We start from the raw sequence: 17,392 nt of genomic DNA on the forward strand, positions 1-17,392 counted from the left end.
GGCGGCACGCGGCCTCCGGAAGCACGCCGTGCCGGTCCGCCACGCGTGCCCGGCGACCCGCCGGGCGCGAACTGCCGGGGCACCCTGTCGGCTTCACCGGCCACGCGCGCAAGAATGGGGCAATGACCGACAGCCCCGACAGCTCCGTCAGCCCGTCCCCGCTCGCGGATCCCCACCTCGTCTTCGATCCGGCCCCCACCGACACCCCGCGGGACATCACCGTCCTGGGCTCGACGGGCTCGATCGGCACCCAGGCCATCGACCTGGTCCTGCGCAACCCTGACCGCTTCCGCGTCACCGCCCTGAGCGCCGCGGGCGGCAGGGTCGAACTCCTCGCCGAGCAGGCCCGCCGCCTGGGCGTGCGCACGGTCGCCGTGGCCCGCGAGGACGCCGTGCCGGCGCTGCGCGAGGCCCTGGCCGCCCAGTACGGCACGGGCGAGCCGCTTCCGGAGATCCTGGCCGGGCCCGACGCCGCCACCGAGATCGCGGGGCGCGGCGACTGCCACACCGTGCTCAACGGCATCACCGGCTCCATCGGCCTGGCCCCGACGCTCGCCGCGCTCGAAGCGGGCCGCACCCTCGCCCTGGCCAACAAGGAATCGCTGATCGTCGGCGGCCCGCTGGTCAAGGACATCGCCGCGCCCGGCCAGATCATCCCGGTCGACTCGGAGCACGCGGCGCTCTTCCAGGCGCTCGCCGCCGGCACCCGCGCCGACGTGCGCAAGCTGGTCGTGACGGCGTCGGGCGGCCCGTTCCGCGGCCGCACCCGCGCCGACCTGGAGCGGGTCACCGTCGAGGACGCCCTCGCACACCCCACCTGGGCGATGGGCCCGGTCATCACGATCAACTCCTCCACCCTGGTCAACAAGGGCCTGGAGGTCATCGAGGCACACCTGCTCTACGACATTCCCTTCGACCGCATCGAAGTCGTCGTCCACCCCCAGTCCTACGTGCACTCCATGGTCGAGTTCACCGACGGCTCCACGCTCGCCCAGGCCACCCCGCCCGACATGCGTGGTCCGATCGCCGTCGGCATCGGCTGGCCCGAGCGGATCCCCGACGCGGCCCCCGCCTTCGACTGGACCAAGGCCTCCACCTGGGAGTTCTTCCCGCTCGACAACGACGCTTTTCCGTCGGTGGGGCTCGCCCGGCATGTGGGGGAGCTCGCGGGGACGGCCCCGGCGGTGTTCAATGCCGCCAATGAGGAGTGCGTGGACGCGTTCCTGAAGGGCGCGCTGCCGTTCAACGGGATCATGGACACGGTGACGAAGGTCGTCGAGGAACACGGCACACCGGAAACGGGAACTTCACTCACCGTCGCGGACGTCCTCGAAGCGGAGACCTGGGCGCGCGCCCGGGCCCGTGAACTGACCGCACAGGACAAGACGGCCGCGGAGGCTCGTGCATGACGACCTTGATGATGATCCTCGGCATAGTCATCTTCGTGGTGGGCCTGCTCGTCTCCATCGCCTGGCACGAGCTGGGCCACCTGTCGACGGCGAAGCTCTTCGGCATCCGCGTGCCGCAGTACATGGTCGGCTTCGGCCCCACCCTCTTCTCGCGGAAGAAGGGCGACACCGAGTACGGCATCAAGGCGATCCCGCTCGGCGGCTACATCCGCATGATCGGCATGTTCCCGCCCGGCGAGGACGGCAGGATCGAGGCCCGCTCCACCTCCCCCTTCCGCTCGATGGTGGAGGACGCGCGGGCCGCGGCCTTCGAGGAACTGCAGCCCGGCGACGAGACCCGGCTCTTCTACACGCGCAAGCCGTGGAAGAGGGTCATCGTGATGTTCGCCGGCCCGTTCATGAACCTGATCCTCGCGATCGGCCTGTTCTTCGTCGTGCTCATGGGCTTCGGCGTCACGCAGCAGACGAACACGGTCTCGTCGGTCTCCGCCTGCGTCATCGAGGCCAGCGCGAACCGGGACACCTGCAAGGCGTCCGACCCGGAGTCCCCGGCGAAGGCGGCGGGCCTCCAGGCCAAGGACAAGATCGTCTCGTTCAACGGGATCACGACGGACAAGTGGAACACCCTGTCCGACGAGATCCGGGAGAGCGCGGGCAAGACCGTCCCGATCGTCGTGGAGCGCGACGGACAGCGGAAGACGCTGACCGCGAAGATCGCCACGAACCAGGTGGCGAAGAAGGACTCCAGCGGCCAGATCACCGACGGCTACGTGAAGGCGGGCTTCCTCGGCTTCACCGCCGCCACCGGCGTCGTCCACCAGGACTTCGGCGACTCGGTGTCCTGGATGACCGACCGGGTCGGGGACGCCGTCGACTCCATCGTCGCGCTGCCCGCGAAGATCCCCGCACTGTGGGACGCCGCGTTCGGCGACGGCCCGCGCGAGGCGGACTCCCCGATGGGCGTGGTCGGCGCGGCCCGGGTCGGCGGCGAGATCTTCACCATGGACATCCCGGCGACCCAGCAGCTGGCGATGGCCCTGATGCTGGTCGCGGGCTTCAACCTGTCGCTGTTCCTGTTCAACATGCTCCCGCTGCTGCCGCTGGACGGCGGACACATCGCGGGCGCGCTCTGGGAGGCGCTGCGGCGCAACCTCGCGCGGGTGTTCCGGCGTCCCGACCCGGGCCCGTTCGATGTCGCGAAACTCATGCCGGTGGCCTACGTCGTCGCGGGAATCTTCGTCTGTTTCACGATCCTGGTGCTGATCGCCGACGTCGTTAACCCGGTGAAAATCTCCTGATCGCGTGAGGTTCAAGGCGGCCGGGCACCCTGGGTGCCCGGTCGCCCACCTTCGGGTGGTGTAGGAGGGCGCGATGTGCTCGGCCGTGCGCCGGTGACGTAATCTCGGAAACCTCTGGACTCGATCCTCGATCCACACCTTGGGGTTGCACAGCAGATGACTGCGATTTCTCTCGGCATGCCGGACGTACCGACCAAGCTCGCCGAGCGGCGCAAGAGCCGGCAGATCCAGGTCGGCACGGTGGCCGTGGGCGGCGACGCCCCGGTGTCGGTGCAGTCGATGACGACCACGCGGACGTCCGACATCGGCGCCACGCTCCAGCAGATCGCCGAGCTGACGGCGTCCGGCTGCCAGATCGTGCGGGTGGCCTGCCCCACGCAGGACGACGCCGACGCGCTGCCGGTCATCGCGAAGAAGTCGCAGATCCCGGTGATCGCCGACATCCACTTCCAGCCCAAGTACGTCTTCGCGGCCATCGAGGCGGGCTGCGCCGCGGTCCGCGTCAACCCGGGCAACATCAAGCAGTTCGACGACAAGGTCAAGGAGATCGCCAAGGCGGCGAAGGACCACGGCACCCCGATCCGCATCGGGGTGAACGCGGGCTCGCTCGACCGCCGCCTGCTCCAGAAGTACGGCAAGGCGACCCCCGAGGCCCTCGTCGAGTCGGCCCTGTGGGAGGCGTCCCTCTTCGAGGAGCACGACTTCCGCGACATCAAGATCTCGGTCAAGCACAACGACCCGGTCGTGATGGTCAACGCCTACCGGCTGCTCGCCGAGCGCTGCGACTACCCGCTGCACCTCGGCGTCACCGAGGCCGGTCCCGCTTTCCAGGGCACCATCAAGTCGGCCGTCGCCTTCGGCGCGCTGCTCTCCGAGGGCATCGGCGACACCATCCGCGTCTCCCTCTCGGCCCCGCCGGTCGAGGAGATCAAGGTGGGCAACGCGATCCTGGAGTCGCTGAACCTCAAGCCCCGCCGCCTGGAGATCGTCTCCTGCCCGTCCTGCGGGCGTGCCCAGGTCGACGTCTACAAGCTCGCCGAAGAGGTCACCGCCGGGCTCGACGGCATGGAGGTCCCTCTCCGCGTGGCCGTCATGGGCTGTGTCGTGAACGGTCCGGGCGAGGCCCGCGAGGCCGACCTCGGTGTCGCCTCCGGCAACGGCAAGGGGCAGATCTTCGTCAAGGGCGAGGTCATCAAGACCGTTCCCGAGTCGAAGATCGTGGAGACGCTCATCGAGGAGGCGATGAAGATCGCCGAGCAGATGGAGAAGGACGGGGTTGCCTCCGGCGAGCCGTCCGTCGCGGTCGCCGGCTGATCGGTCCCCGGCCTCGCGCGCTCGATTGCCGGGTTCCGCCCGGCGGCCGAGCGCGCAGTTCCCCGCGCCCCTGAAGGGCGAGCTCCGCTCGCTTCAGGGGCGCGGGGAACTGCGCGAGAAGAGGCCACCGGCCAGCAGCCGCCGACGGATCTCACCCGGCAGCCGCCCGTGCGGAAGGCGGCCGAAGGCAGCCCCAGTACACCCGCTGCCACCGCCAGGTACAGTGCGGAGACCAGCCCTCCCCGCCAAAAAGGCCCCGCACGTGTTGACTCAGACCACCACCCGGGTCCTCGAACCGAGTGACCTCGACGCCGCGCTCGCCGTCCTCGACCGCGAGCCGGTCGTGAACGCCTTCGTGACGGCCCGCGTCCGCGTCGCGGGCCTCGACCCGTGGCGGCTCGGAGGCGAGATGTGGGGCTGGTACGAGGACGGCATGCTGCGGTCCCTGTGCTACGCGGGCGCCAACCTCGTCCCCATCTGCGCCACCGACAGAGCCGTCAGAGGCTTCGCCGACCGCGCCCGCAGAGCCGGCCGCCGCTGCTCCTCCATCGTCGGCCCGGCCGAGCCCACGGCCCGCCTGTGGCAGCTCCTCGAACCCTCCTGGGGCCCCGCCCGCGAGGTCCGCGCCCACCAGCCCCTGATGGTCACCGACCGGCTGCCGGCCCACGTCGAGCCGGACCCGTACGTCCGCCGCATCCGCAAGGACGAGATGGAGACGATCATGCCGGCGTGCGTGGCGATGTTCACCGAGGAGGTCGGCGTCTCCCCGCTGGCGGGCGACGGCGGCCTGCTCTACCAGGCGCGGGTCGCCGAACTGGTCGGCTCGGGACGCTCCTTCGCCCGCCTCGACGAGCACGGCAAGGTGATCTTCAAGGCGGAGATCGGCGCCGCGACCCCGGAGGCCTGCCAGATCCAGGGCGTCTGGGTGGCGCCCGAGCACCGCGGCAAGGGCCTCGCCGCGCCCGGCATGGCGGCCGTGGTCCGCTACGCCCTCGCGGACGTGGCCCCGGTCGTCAGCCTCTACGTCAACGACTTCAACACCCCGGCCCGCGCGGCCTACCGCAGGGTCGGCTTCGAGGAAGTCGGCGCCTTCATGAGCGTGCTGTTCTAGGGCCTGTCTGACAATTCCCGTCGTCGCCCGAAGGGCGGCCTCGCGGCGTCTGGTGCGTGCTCTCGGCGGGCCGGGTGCAAGGCCTCGTACTGGACGTACTCGGCCTTGTGCCCGGTGCGGCGAGAGCACGTGCCAGGCGTCGCGGGGCAGACGGGAATTGTCAGACAGGCCCTGGCGCCCGGCCCCTCAGCCGTCCGCCCCGGGGTACTCTCCGGGGCATGCCGCACCGCAGCAGCACGGACGAGCCCTCCGTCACCATCGGCCCCCTCGACCTGCGCGCCCGCGTGGACGAGGCCCTCGCGGTCCAGGCCCATGCCTTCGGCCTCAGCGACGACGAGATCGCGGTCCGCCGCCAGATCGTCCTGCGGCACATCACGTACCCGGGAGCCCGCGCGCTCGGCGCCACCACCGAGACCGGCCGCCTCGTCGGCTTCGTCTACGGCATGCCGAACGACCGTACCCACTGGTGGTCCACGGTCGTCGAGCCGTACCTGCGCTCCCGCGGCACCGACCACTGGCTCGACGACTCGTTCGTCATCACCGAGCTGCACGTCCACCCCGGCCACCAGAACCGCGGCATCGGCCGCACCCTGATCACGATGATCACCGACACCGCGTACCAGCCCCGCTCGATCCTCTCCGCGATCGACCACGAGAGCCCCGCACGCGGCCTGTACCGCTCCCTCGGCTACGCCGACCTGGCCCAGCAGGTGCTCTTCCCGAGCGCCCCGAAGCCGTACGCCGTGATGGGCGCCCCGCTGCCGCTGCTCAGGCCCCTCCACTGACCGATTTCCGGCCGCCGGGCCCGCACGGCTAACCTCCTGGGACCACCCTTTCGCAGCAGGAGTCAAGAATCATGGCCAAGGCCCAGGTCCAGCGCATGTCCCGGTTGATGGTGAAGACCCTGCGCGACGACCCGGCGGACGCCGAGGTGCTGAGCCACAAGCTCCTCGTGCGCGCCGGGTACGTGCGCCGCACCGCCGCGGGAATCTGGTCCTGGCTGCCGCTCGGCAAGAAGGTCCTCGCCAACGTCGAGCGCGTGGTCCGCGAGGAGATGGACGCCATCGGCGCCCAGGAGGTCACCCTCCCCGCCCTGCTGCCCAAGGAGCCCTACGAGGCGACCGGCCGCTGGACCGAGTACGGCGCCGAGCTGTTCCGCCTCAACGACCGCAAGGGCGGCGACTACCTCCTCGGCCCGACCCACGAGGAGATCTTCACCCTCCTGGTCAAGGACCAGTGCACGTCCTACAAGGACCTGCCCGTGATCCTCTACCAGATCCAGTCGAAGTACCGCGACGAGGCCCGCCCCCGCGCCGGCATCCTGCGCGGCCGCGAGTTCCTGATGAAGGACTCGTACTCCTTCGACCTGGAGGACGAGGGCCTCGCCCACTCCTACGCGCTGCACCGCGCCGCGTACCAGAAGATCTTCCAGCGCCTCGGCCTCGACCACCGCATCTGCGCCGCCACCGCGGGCGCCATGGGCGGCTCCAAGTCCGAGGAGTTCCTGGCCCCGGCCGCGGCCGGCGAGGACACCTTCGCCGACTGCCCGAACTGCGACTACGCGGCCAACACCGAGGCCGTCTCCTTCGCGCTCGCGCCGGTCGACGCCACCGGCGTCGCCGCCCTCGAAGAGATCCCCACGCCCGACACGCCCACCATCGAGACGCTCGCCGCGCACCTGAACGTCCAGGCGTCCGAGACCCTGAAGAACCTCCTCGTGAAGGTCGACGGCGAGATCGTCGCCGTCGGCGTCCCCGGCGACCGCGAGGTCGACATGGACAAGGTCGAGGCGCACTTCGCCCCGGCCGCCGTCGAGCTGGTCACCGCCGAGGACTTCGAGGGCCGTGACGACCTGGTCCGCGGCTACGTCGGCCCGCAGGGCCTGGAGAAGGTCCAGTACATCGCCGACCCGCGCGTCGCCCCCGGCACCGCCTGGATCACCGGCGCCAACAAGACCGGCGTCCACGCGAAGAACGTCGTCGCGGGCCGCGACTTCGAGGTCGACGCCTACGTCGACGTCGTCGTGGTCCAGGAGGGCGACCCCTGCCCCAAGTGCGGTACGGGCCTGAAGCTGGACCGCGCCATCGAGATCGGCCACATCTTCCAGCTCGGCCGCAAGTACGCCGACGCCTTCCAGCTCGACGTGCTCGGCCAGAACGGCAAGCCGGTCCGCGTGACCATGGGTTCGTACGGCATCGGCGTCTCCCGCGCCGTCGCCGCGCTCGCCGAGCAGCACGCCGACGACAAGGGCCTGGTCTGGCCGGAGGAGATCGCCCCCGCCGACGTGCACGTGGTCGCCGCGGGCAAGGCGCTCCAGACCGAGCTGGCCCTGGAGGTCTCGGAGCTCCTCGCCGAGGCCGGCGTGCGCGTCCTGGTCGACGACCGTCCCGGCATCTCGCCCGGCGTGAAGTTCACCGACTCCGAGCTGATCGGTGTCCCGAAGATCCTGGTCGCGGGGCGGCGCAGCGGTGACCGTGTCCTGGAGCTGAAGGACCGGCGCACCGGCGAGCGCGAAGAACTCTCGGTCGAGGAAGCGGTCGCCCGTCTGACCGGCACCGTGGCATAACGCCGCGCGTCCGGCTCGCCACCGTCGTGGCTTCTCGCGCAGTTCCCCGCGCCCCTGAGGGCGAGCTCCGCTCGCTTCAGGGGCGCGGGGAACTGCGCGAGAAGCCCCACCGGCCGGTACTACTGTGACGACCATGCCCGAACTGCAGCGCCTGAACCCGGACCACGCGGCAGCGCTCCTCGTCTTCGAGCGCGAGAACCGTGAATTCTTCGCCGCTCACGTCCCCGACCGCGGCGACGCCTACTTCGAGCACTACGCGGAGCGCCACGCCGCCCTCCTCGCCGAGCAGGACGCCGGCACGATGCGGTGCCATGTGCTGACCGGTGACGACGGCGAGATCCTCGGCCGGTTCAACCTCTACGACCCGGCCGACGGCAGCGCCGAACTCGGCTTCCGCGTCGCGGAGAAGGCCACCGGGCGGGGCCTGGCCACCGCCGCCGTCCGCCGCCTGTTCGAGGTGGCCGTCGCCGACTACGGCCTGGACCGGCTCACCGCCGCCGCGGCCGAGACCAACCACGCCTCCCGCACGGTGCTCACCCGCACCGGCTTCCGCCCGGTCGGCGAACGCCTCCTGAAGAAGGGCGGCCCCGGCATCACGTACGTACGCGACCTGACCGCCTGACCCGCCGGCCGCTCAGAGCCAGCCCGCGAATTCCAGCAGGTTCTCCGCGTCCCGCTCACGCCCCACACGCAGCGCCCGCACCCCGGACTCCACCGCCCGGAACAGCGTCCAGCCGCGCAGCCGCTCCTGCTCCACGTCCAGCGACTCGGCGAGCTTCTTCACCCGGCGCCGGGTGATCGCGGGCCCCGACGGCGACCCGATCAGGTCCTCCACCCGGTCGCGCACCAGCCGCGCCAGATCGAAGGCGCACTCGCCGACCACCGGGTCGGGGCCGACGGCCAGCCACGGCGTGCGCTCCCCGGCCAGCACCTTGGACTGCCGGAACGTGCCGTGCAGCAGCCGCAGTTCGGGGGCCGAGGCCACCAGCTCGTCGCGCGCCTCCAGCGCCGCGTCCACGAGCGGCGCCACCTCGGGGAAGGCGTCCACGCTCGCGCGCATCGCCGTCGCCTGCCGGCCCGTGCGCTCGGGCACCGTCTCGCAGTTGCGCCCGGCGGGCGGGTCCACCCACAACCGCCGCAGCGTGCCCGCCGCCTCCAGGAGCGCCTTCGCCTCCGGCAGCGTCCGCACCGAGATCTCCGGGTGCAGCCGTTCAAGGAGCAGCGCGCCGTCGTTCATCCCGGCATCGAGCAGCCGTACCGCGCCGAACCCGTCCCAGTGCGTCAGCGCCGCCCGCTCCGCCTCCGGCCGGAACCGCTCCGGCGCCAGCTTCAGGACCGCGGGCGAGCCGTCCGCCGTGCGCACCTGCGCCACCAGGCTGCTGCGCCCGCCGGGCACGTGCACCCGCTCCACGGTCACCGCGCGGCGGGCCGCCGCCGCGTCGAGCAGCGCGCCCAGATCGGCGAGCCACGCGGACGCCCCGTCGTCGCGCACCTCGCCGAGCGCGTTCACCAGCCGCTGCGGCGGTTCGAAAGCCATGCGCGCGTGATTCCCTTCCGAAGACTCCTCAAGTGCCGGGCGTCGCCGTGGAACCGGAGGCGGACGCCGAGGGCGCCGCGGCCCGTTCGGTGAGCCCAGGGAAGGCTACGCTGCTGCCGCGCCAGCGCACCGCACGGACCGCCGCCTCCCGCAGCGCGTCGGCCGCGGCACGCCGCCGCTCACCGCTCGCGGCCCGGACGAGATCCGAGTAGACCCCGGCGACCTTGTCCTCGATGTCGGCCGCGAGCCGGGCCGCGGCGGCCGAGTCCGGCACCGGGAACGGCAGCGCGTACGCCCCGGCCGACTCCTCGGGGGTGCCGCCCAGGTCGCGCACCGTGCGGCGCAGGTCGTCGCGCCGGGCGCGATGCGCGTCGTACGCGGACTTCGCCTCGTCGCCGCGGCCCGACCGGATCCGGCCGCCCACCACCCCGTACCCGTACACCGCCGCGTGTTCGGCACGCAGCGCCGCCTGCACGGCGGCCAGCAGATCCTGTTCGCTCATCGCGACCCTCACCCCTCACCCAGCAGATACGCGTGCCCGGCGCCGGCCGCCGCCACCGACGCGAGCAGCCGCGCCAGCTCCGCGGAGGTCTCCGGCTCGGCCAGGGCCTTCATCCGGCGCTCGGCCAGCTCCCGCTCGGCCACCGCCAGCGCTTTCAGTACGTCCTTCTCGGCGACCGGCGGCGTCGTGGCGCTGCTCGCCGCGCTCGGCCGGGACGCCCCGCCGAACGCCTTCACGTGCTGCGCGACCTCGTCGCGCAGCGGGTCGAGCCGGGCGGCCAGCGACGGCCGCGCGGCGAGCGCCCGGTCGTACTGTCCGAGCAGGTCGGCGCTCTCCCGGGCCGCCTTCGCCCGCAGCCGCTTCTCCCGCGAGACGGCGGGCGCCCCCTCGGCGCCGCCGCCGTCACCGCCGCTGTCCGTGCACCCGGCCAGCAGCGCTGCGCCGGCCAGGGAGACCAGCAGACTCCTACGAGTGGTGTGCGGCACGGCGGACGTCCTTGGGCAGCGGGGCGGGCGGGGAACGGGGAGTGACCGGTGATCACCGTACAGTCGGCCCCCGTCCGGTGGACGGCAACACCCCCCTGGACCGGATACCCTTTGACCTGACGCGCAGGGAATGTCAGCAACCACAACAGCACACGCGGCCGAGGAGTCACCCGGATGAGCACGACCCAGAACGAGAGGCTGCGGGAACTACTGGAACCGCTTGTCAGCTCGCAGGGACTCGACCTGGAAGAGGTCGAGGTGGCCTCCGTCGGACGCAAGCGTGTGCTGCGTGTCGTCGTCGACTCGGACGAGGGCGCCGACCTGGACGCGATCGCCGATGTGAGCCGCGCGCTCTCGGCGAAGCTCGACGAGACCGACGCCATGGGCGACGGCGAGTACGAGCTGGAGGTCGGGACGCCGGGCGCCGAGCGCCCGCTGACCGAGCACCGCCACTACGTCCGCGCCACGGACCGCCTCGTGAAGTTCACGCTGAACGACGGTGCCGAGCTGGTGGCCCGCATTCTCGAGGTCGACGACGACGGTCTCGACCTGGAAGTACCGGGTGTGAAGGGCCGCAAGCCCACCGCCCGACGACTCGACCTCGCCGACATCGCCAAGGCGCGCGTGCAGGTCGAGTTCAACCGCAAGAACAAGAACGACGTATCTGAAGAGGAGGCGTAGCCGTGGACATCGACATGAGTGCCCTGCGGGGTCTGGTCCGGGAGAAGGAGATCTCCTTCGATCTGCTGGTCGAGGCGATCGAGTCGGCCCTCCTCATCGCCTACCACCGCACCGAAGGCAGCTTCCGCCGCGCGCGCGTGAAGCTGGACCGCGAGAGCGGCCATGTGACGGTGTGGGCGACGGAGGACCCGGCGGACCTCGAAGAGGGCCAGGAGGCCAAGGAGTTCGACGACACTCCCTCCGACTTCGGCCGGATCGCCGCCACCACCGCCAAGCAGGTCATCCTGCAGCGGCTGCGCGACGCCGAGGACGACGCGACGCTCGGCGAGTACGCGGGCCGCGAGGGCGACATCGTCATGGGCCAGGTCCAGCAGGGCCGCGACCCGAAGAACGTGCTGGTCGACATCGGCAAGCTGGAAGCGATCCTGCCGGTGCAGGAGCAGGTGCCGGGCGAGGAGTACCCGCACGGACTGCGCCTGCGCAGCTACGTCGTGCGCGTGGCGAAGGGCGTGCGCGGTCCGTCCGTGACGCTGTCCCGGACCCACCCGAACCTCGTCAAGAAGCTCTTCGCGCTGGAGGTCCCGGAGATCGCCGACGGTTCGGTGGAGATCACCGCCATCGCCCGCGAGGCCGGTCACCGCACGAAGATCGCCGTGCGCTCCACCCGCAGCGGACTCAACGCCAAGGGCGCGTGCATCGGTCCCATGGGCGGGCGCGTGCGCAACGTGATGGGCGAGCTGAACGGCGAGAAGATCGACATCGTCGACTGGTCGGACGACCCGGCGGAGATGGTGGCCAACGCCCTGTCGCCGGCGCGCGTCTCGAAGGTCGAGATCGTCGACATGGGCGCGCGCTCGGCCCGGGTCACGGTGCCGGACTACCAGCTGTCGCTGGCCATCGGCAAGGAGGGGCAGAACGCCCGCCTGGCCGCCCGGCTGACCGGCTGGCGGATCGACATCCGTCCGGACACCGAGCAGCCCGGATCCGACGCCGGGGAATAATTCCGGGCGCTGTGCGCTTGGATCACGACAGAATGTGACGTAGACGGCCGTTCGATTTTTCCCCCAAAGGGGTGAGGTCGCTACGGGGAGGTAGACTTAAGCGTGTCTGGCCGGACGCAAGCCCGCGCCTGCCCTGAGCGAACCTGCGTGGGATGCCGGGAGCGAGCGGCCAAGAGCGATCTGCTGCGGATCGTGATCGTCGAGGGTGAATGTGTCCCCGATGATCGCGGTACGCTGCCCGGCCGGGGTGCCTACGTGCATCCCGCCGAGATCTGTCTCGACCAGGCGGTCCGTCGCCGGGCGTTCCAGCGGGCGTTCAAGTCCCCTGGTCCGTTCGACACGGCGGCGCTGCGTCACCGCGTCGAGCAGGCAACACCGTAAGAAGCGCCGTACGGAACCTCCGTGCGGCCCTGGTACCTCGCGAGTTGGAAGTAGGTCGAGATTGCGATGAGCACTCGATGAGTACGCGATGAGTACGCCCATGAAGTAGCGACGGTCCGGCGTAACCCGGACCTAAAAGGAGCGAAGTGGCTAAGGTCCGGGTATACGAACTCGCCAAGGAGTTCGGTGTGGAGAGCAAGGTCGTCATGGCCAAGCTCCAAGAACTCGGTGAATTCGTACGTTCGGCGTCCTCGACGATCGAGGCGCCGGTCGTGCGCAAGTTGACTGATGCCCTGAATCAGGGCAATGGCGGCAAGCCCGCCGCGAAGAAGGGCGCGCCCGCGAAGCCCGCGGCGCCGCGTCCCACCCCTTCCCCCGCGCAGGCCTCGAAGCCTGCCGCTCCGCGTCCGGGCCCGGCTGCGCCGAAGCCCGCCGCCGCGGAGAAGCCCGCCGCGACCCCCGCCCCCGCGGCGCAGGGCCCGCGGCCGACCCCGGGTCCGAAGCCGGCTCCCAAGCCTGTTTCCCCGGCCCCGGCAGCGCCCGAGTTCACGGCGCCGCCCGCCGCCCCGGCCGCCTCGTCGGCCCCGGCTCCGGCCGGCCCGCGTCCCGGTCAGGGTGCCCGTCCCGGCGCCCCGAAGCCCGGTGGCCGTCCGGCCCCCGGTCAGCAGGACCGCGGTGACCGCGGTCAGGGCCGTGGCGACCGTCAGGGCGCTCCGCGCCCCGGCGGCCAGGGCGCGCGTCCCGGTGGTGCCCGTCCCGCGGGTCCCCGTCCGGGCAACAACCCCTTCACCTCTGGTGGCTCCACCGGCATGGCGCGCCCGCAGGCGCCCCGTCCGGGCGGCGCCCCGCGTCCCGGCGGCCAGGGTGCCCCGGGCGGCCCCCGCCCGCAGGGTGGCGGCCAGGGTGGTCCCCGTCCCCAGGGTCAGGGCGGCGCCCGTCCGACCCCGGGCGGCATGCCTCGTCCGCAGGGCGGCGCCGGCGCGGCCGGTCCCCGTCCCGGCGGCGGCAACCGTCCGAACCCGGGCATGATGCCGCAGCGTCCCGCTGCCGGCCCGCGTCCCGGTGGTGGCCCCGGCGGTGGCCGTGGTCCCGGTGGCGGCGGTCGTCCCGGCGGTGGCGGCGGCGGTCGTCCCGGTTTCGCCGGTCGTCCCGGTGGTGGCGGCGGCGGTGGCGGTTTCGCCGGCCGTCCCGGTGGTCCCGGTGGCGGTGGCGGCGGTTTCGCCGGTCGTCCCGGTGGCGGCGGTGGCCGTCCCGGCTTCGGCGGTCGTCCCGGTGGTCCGGGTGGCCGTGGTGGCACGCAGGGTGCGTTCGGTCGTCCCGGCGGGCCCGCCCGTCGTGGCCGCAAGTCGAAGCGGCAGAGGCGCCAGGAGTACGAGGCCATGCAGGCCCCGTCGGTGGGCGGTGTCATGCTGCCTCGCGGCAACGGACAGTCTGTCCGTCTGTCGCGCGGTGCGTCGCTGACCGACTTCGCGGAGAAGATCGGTGCCAACCCGGCCTCGCTCGTCGCCGTGATGATGAACCTCGGCGAGATGGTCACTGCCACGCAGTCCGTCTCCGACGAGACGCTGAAGCTCCTCGCGGACGAGATGAACTACATCCTCGAGATCGTCAGCCCCGAGGAGGAGGACCGCGAGCTGCTCGAGTCCTTCGACATCGAGTTCGGCGAGGACGAGGGCGGCGAGGAGATGCTCGTCTCGCGTCCGCCGGTCGTCACCGTCATGGGTCACGTCGACCACGGTAAGACCCGCCTGCTGGACACCATCCGCAAGACGAACGTCATCGCGGGTGAGGCCGGCGGCATCACGCAGCACATCGGTGCGTACCAGGTCACGACCGAGGTCAACGACGAAGAGCGTCGGATCACCTTCATCGACACCCCCGGTCACGAGGCGTTCACCGCCATGCGTGCCCGTGGTGCGAAGTCGACCGACATCGCGATCCTCGTGGTCGCGGCCAACGACGGCGTCATGCCGCAGACGGTCGAGGCGCTGAACCACGCCAAGGCCGCCGAGGTCCCGATCGTCGTCGCGGTCAACAAGATCGACGTCGAGGGTGCCGACCCGACCAAGGTGCGCGGTCAGCTGACCGAGTACGGCCTGGTGGCCGAGGAGTACGGCGGCGACACCATGTTCGTCGACATCTCCGCCAAGCAGGGTCTGAACATCGACTCCCTGCTCGAGGCCGTGGTCCTGACCGCGGACGCCTCGCTCGACCTGCGGGCCAACCCGGAGCAGGACGCGCAGGGCATCGCGATCGAGTCCCACCTCGACCGTGGCCGCGGTGCCGTCTCGACGGTCCTGGTCCAGCGCGGAACGCTGCGCATCGGCGACACGATGGTGGTCGGCGACGCGTACGGCCGCGTCCGGGCGATGCTCGACGACAACGGCAACAACGTCGAGGAAGCGGGTCCGTCGACCCCCGTCCTCGTGCTCGGTCTCACCAACGTCCCGGGTGCCGGCGACAACTTCCTGGTGGTCGACGAGGACCGTACGGCCCGTCAGATCGCCGAGAAGCGTGCCGCTCGCGAGCGCAACGCCAACTTCGCGCGCCGCGGCGTCCGGTTCTCCCTGGAGAACCTGGACGAGGCCCTCAAGGCCGGTCTGGTGCAGGAGCTCAACCTCATCATCAAGGGCGACGCGTCCGGTTCGGTGGAGGCTCTCGAGTCCTCGCTGCTCCAGCTCGACGTCGGCGACGAGGTCGACATCCGCGTCCTGCACCGCGGTGTGGGTGCGGTCACCGAGTCCGACATCAACCTGGCGACCGGCTCCGACGCCATCGTCATCGGCTTCAACGTCCGGGCAGCCGGCCGTGCGCAGCAGATGGCGGAGCGCGAGGGTGTCGACGTCCGGTACTACTCGGTGATCTACCAGGCCATCGAGGAGATCGAGGCGGCCCTCAAGGGCATGCTCAAGCCGGAGTACGAAGAGGTCGAGCTGGGCACGGCGGAGATCCGCGAGGTCTTCAAGTCGTCCAAGCTGGGCAACATCGCCGGTGTGCTCGTCCGGTCCGGAGAGGTCAAGCGCAACACCAAGGCGCGCCTGCTGCGCGATGGCAAGGTCATCGCGGAGAACCTCAACATCTCCGGTCTGCGTCGCTTCAAGGACGACGTCACCGAGATCCGCGAAGGGTTCGAGGGCGGTATCAACCTCGGCAACTTCAACGACATCAAGGTCGACGACGTCATCGCGACGTACGAGATGCGCGAGAAGCCGCGCGTCTGACAGCAGTGAGCGATCGGGGCCGGTCGGCGGGACTTATTTCCGTCGATCGGCCCCGGCCGTTGCGTGTACGGTTCCCGTAACGGTGTCCGGAACCGGCACCTTGACGAACCCGAACCGGCGGGACATCCGGAACACCTATGTACGTGGGGACTCTGTCCTTCGACCTGCTCCTCGGCGACGTGCACTCGCTGAAGGAAAAACGCTCCCTCGTCCGACCGATCGTGGCCGAACTCCAGCGCAAGTACGGAGTGAGCGCGGCGGAGACGGGGAATCAGGACCTCCACCGCAGGGCCGAGATCGGGCTCGCGGTGGTCTCCGGGGACACGGGACACCTCACCGATGTACTGGACCGCTGCGAACGGCTCGTCGCCGGGCGGCCAGAGGTGGAACTGCTCTCGGTTCGACGCAGGCTCCACAGCGACGAAGACTGAAGCCTGAAGCACCACACGAAGTAAGCACTTAAAAGGAGACGGACCAGTGGCCGACAACGCGCGCGCCAAGAGGCTGGCGGACCTCATCCGAGAGGTGGTGGCCCAGAAGCTGCAGCGCGGGATCAAGGACCCGCGGCTCGGCACCCACGTCACCATCACGGACACCCGCGTCACCGGCGACCTGCGGGAGGCGACCGTCTTCTACACGGTCTACGGGGACGACGAGCAGCGGGCCGAGGTGGCCGCCGGTCTGGAGAGCGCCAAGGGCATCCTGCGCTCCGCGGTCGGTTCGGCGGCCGGCGTGAAGTTCACACCGACCCTGACCTTCGTCGCGGACGCCCTGCCGGACAACGCCAAGACGATCGAGGACCTCCTCGACCGGGCGCGTTCCTCGGACGCCCAGGTGCGCGAGGCGTCCGCGGGCGCCACGTTCGCCGGGGACGCCGACCCGTACAAGAAGCCCGAGGACGACGACACGGACGCCGCCGACAAGGACGGCGACGCCTGAGCATGTCCGACCGCACCCCTCCGCCCGACGGCCTGGTCATCGTCGACAAGCCGTCGGGCTTCACCTCGCACGACGTCGTGGCCAAGATGCGCGGGATCGCCAGGACCCGCCGCGTCGGCCACGCGGGCACCCTCGACCCGATGGCGACGGGTGTCCTGGTGCTCGGAGTCGAGCGCGCCACCAAGCTCCTCGGCCATCTCGCGCTGACCGAGAAGGAGTACCTGGGCACCATCCGGCTCGGGCAGAACACGCTGACCGACGACGCGGAGGGCGAGATCACCTCGTCCACGGACGCCTCCGGGGTCCGCCGCGACGCCGTCGACGCGGGCATCGCCAAGCTGACCGGCGACATCATGCAGGTGCCGTCCAAGGTCAGCGCCATCAAGATCAACGGCGTACGTTCGTACAAGCGTGCGCGCGACGGCGAGGACTTCGAGATCCCGGCCCGGCCGGTGAAGATCTCCTCCTTCGCCGTGTACGACGTGCGGGACGCGGTCGCCGAGGACGGCACGCCGGTGCTCGACCTCGTGGTGTCCGTCGTCTGCTCGTCCGGTACGTACATCAGGGCGCTGGCCCGGGACCTGGGCGCGGACCTCGGCGTGGGCGGGCACCTGACCGCGCTGCGCCGCACCCGGGTGGGCCCGTACAAGCTGGACCGGGCGCGGACGCTCGACCAGTTGCAGGAGTCGTTCGCCGTGATGCCGGTCGCCGAGGCCGCCGCTGCCGCCTTCCCGCGCTGGGACGTCGACGCGCGCCGCGCCGGGCTGCTGCTGAACGGGGTACGGCTCGACGTGCCCGGCGAGTACGCGGGAGCCGGGCCGGTCGGGGTGTTCGACCCGGACGGCCGGTTCGTCGCGCTCGTCGAGGAGTCGAAGGGCAAGGCGAAGAGCCTCGCCGTCTTCGGCTGAGCCCGTCTCCGGGCGGGGCCGGATTTCGGTGGAGCGGCG

General features: G+C 71.2%; 17 protein-coding genes. 14 read left to right on the plus strand and 3 right to left on the minus strand.

Annotated features, from left to right (window positions below):
- Positions 1 to 122 precede the first annotated feature (122 nt).
- From dxr to ABII15_RS27985, 7 genes are all read left to right on the plus strand, one after another.
- A complete protein-coding gene (dxr, locus tag ABII15_RS27955) occupies positions 123 to 1,409 on the plus strand; it encodes a 1-deoxy-D-xylulose-5-phosphate reductoisomerase (protein ID WP_353945016.1) in 1,287 nt (428 codons plus the stop codon).
- Positions 1,406 to 2,707 (plus strand): site-2 protease family protein, encoded by a 1,302-nt coding sequence (locus ABII15_RS27960; protein WP_353945017.1) that lies wholly within the window; start codon positions 1,406 to 1,408, stop codon positions 2,705 to 2,707. Before dxr ends, ABII15_RS27960 begins: the two co-directional genes overlap by 4 nt.
- 156 nt (positions 2,708 to 2,863) lie before the next feature.
- Positions 2,864 to 4,021 (plus strand): flavodoxin-dependent (E)-4-hydroxy-3-methylbut-2-enyl-diphosphate synthase, encoded by a 1,158-nt coding sequence (gene ispG, locus ABII15_RS27965; protein ID WP_353945018.1) that lies wholly within the window; start codon positions 2,864 to 2,866, stop codon positions 4,019 to 4,021.
- Positions 4,022 to 4,283: 262 nt separating this feature from the next.
- Entirely contained in the window at positions 4,284 to 5,132 is an 849-nt protein-coding gene (locus ABII15_RS27970; protein ID WP_353945019.1) for a GNAT family N-acetyltransferase, read from the plus strand.
- Positions 5,133 to 5,350: 218 nt separating this feature from the next.
- Positions 5,351 to 5,917: a GNAT family N-acetyltransferase gene (locus ABII15_RS27975; RefSeq protein WP_353945020.1), complete on the plus strand. Its 567-nt coding sequence runs from the start codon at positions 5,351 to 5,353 to the stop codon at positions 5,915 to 5,917.
- 71 nt (positions 5,918 to 5,988) lie between these two features.
- Positions 5,989 to 7,698, plus strand: a complete 1,710-nt coding sequence (locus ABII15_RS27980) for a proline--tRNA ligase (protein WP_353945021.1) — start codon at positions 5,989 to 5,991, stop codon at positions 7,696 to 7,698.
- A gap of 133 nt (positions 7,699 to 7,831) precedes the next feature.
- Positions 7,832 to 8,320 carry a GNAT family N-acetyltransferase gene (locus tag ABII15_RS27985; protein ID WP_353945022.1) on the plus strand — a complete coding sequence of 163 codons (489 nt, stop codon included), beginning with the start codon at positions 7,832 to 7,834 and terminating at the stop codon, positions 8,318 to 8,320.
- A 12-nt stretch (positions 8,321 to 8,332) separates the two neighbouring features.
- Here ABII15_RS27985 and ABII15_RS27990 read toward each other — a convergent pair whose 3' ends face one another.
- Genes ABII15_RS27990 through ABII15_RS28000 form a run of 3 tightly spaced genes read right to left on the minus strand, consistent with a single transcriptional unit; the run spans position 8,333 to position 10,222 of the window.
- Positions 8,333 to 9,235, minus strand: a complete 903-nt coding sequence (locus ABII15_RS27990) for an aminoglycoside phosphotransferase family protein (RefSeq protein ID WP_353945023.1) — start codon at positions 9,233 to 9,235, stop codon at positions 8,333 to 8,335.
- Positions 9,236 to 9,263: 28 nt separating this feature from the next.
- Complete coding sequence (locus ABII15_RS27995) at positions 9,264 to 9,737, minus strand: ferritin-like domain-containing protein (RefSeq protein WP_353945024.1); 474 nt, start codon at positions 9,735 to 9,737, stop codon at positions 9,264 to 9,266.
- A gap of 8 nt (positions 9,738 to 9,745) precedes the next feature.
- Positions 9,746 to 10,222 (minus strand): hypothetical protein, encoded by a 477-nt coding sequence (locus tag ABII15_RS28000; protein WP_353945025.1) that lies wholly within the window; start codon positions 10,220 to 10,222, stop codon positions 9,746 to 9,748.
- A gap of 174 nt (positions 10,223 to 10,396) precedes the next feature.
- Between ABII15_RS28000 and rimP the strand changes: the two genes are divergently transcribed.
- The 7 genes from rimP (at position 10,397) to truB (ending at position 17,353) form a co-directional block, all read left to right on the plus strand.
- Positions 10,397 to 10,903 carry a ribosome maturation factor RimP gene (gene rimP / locus ABII15_RS28005; protein WP_353945026.1) on the plus strand — a complete coding sequence of 169 codons (507 nt, stop codon included), beginning with the start codon at positions 10,397 to 10,399 and terminating at the stop codon, positions 10,901 to 10,903.
- Positions 10,904 to 10,905: 2 nt separating this feature from the next.
- Positions 10,906 to 11,904, plus strand: a complete 999-nt coding sequence (nusA, locus tag ABII15_RS28010; protein WP_353945027.1) for a transcription termination factor NusA — start codon at positions 10,906 to 10,908, stop codon at positions 11,902 to 11,904.
- Between the two features lie 102 nt (positions 11,905 to 12,006).
- Complete coding sequence (locus ABII15_RS28015; protein WP_351450118.1) at positions 12,007 to 12,285, plus strand: YlxR family protein; 279 nt, start codon at positions 12,007 to 12,009, stop codon at positions 12,283 to 12,285.
- Positions 12,286 to 12,431: 146 nt separating this feature from the next.
- Positions 12,432 to 15,506: a translation initiation factor IF-2 gene (gene infB, locus ABII15_RS28020; protein ID WP_353945028.1), complete on the plus strand. Its 3,075-nt coding sequence runs from the start codon at positions 12,432 to 12,434 to the stop codon at positions 15,504 to 15,506.
- A 137-nt stretch (positions 15,507 to 15,643) separates the two neighbouring features.
- On the plus strand, positions 15,644 to 15,937 hold the full coding sequence (locus tag ABII15_RS28025; RefSeq protein ID WP_111667322.1) for a DUF503 domain-containing protein: 294 nt from the start codon (positions 15,644 to 15,646) through the stop codon (positions 15,935 to 15,937).
- A 46-nt stretch (positions 15,938 to 15,983) separates the two neighbouring features.
- Positions 15,984 to 16,445 (plus strand): 30S ribosome-binding factor RbfA, encoded by a 462-nt coding sequence (gene rbfA, locus ABII15_RS28030; RefSeq protein ID WP_353945029.1) that lies wholly within the window; start codon positions 15,984 to 15,986, stop codon positions 16,443 to 16,445.
- Between the two features lie 2 nt (positions 16,446 to 16,447).
- Positions 16,448 to 17,353, plus strand: a complete 906-nt coding sequence (truB, locus tag ABII15_RS28035) for a tRNA pseudouridine(55) synthase TruB (protein ID WP_353945030.1) — start codon at positions 16,448 to 16,450, stop codon at positions 17,351 to 17,353.
- The last annotated feature ends 39 nt before the right edge of the window (positions 17,354 to 17,392 follow it).

It is taken from the genome of Streptomyces sp. HUAS MG91, from assembly GCF_040529335.1.
GTDB lineage: Bacteria > Actinomycetota > Actinomycetes > Streptomycetales > Streptomycetaceae > Streptomyces > Streptomyces tabacisoli.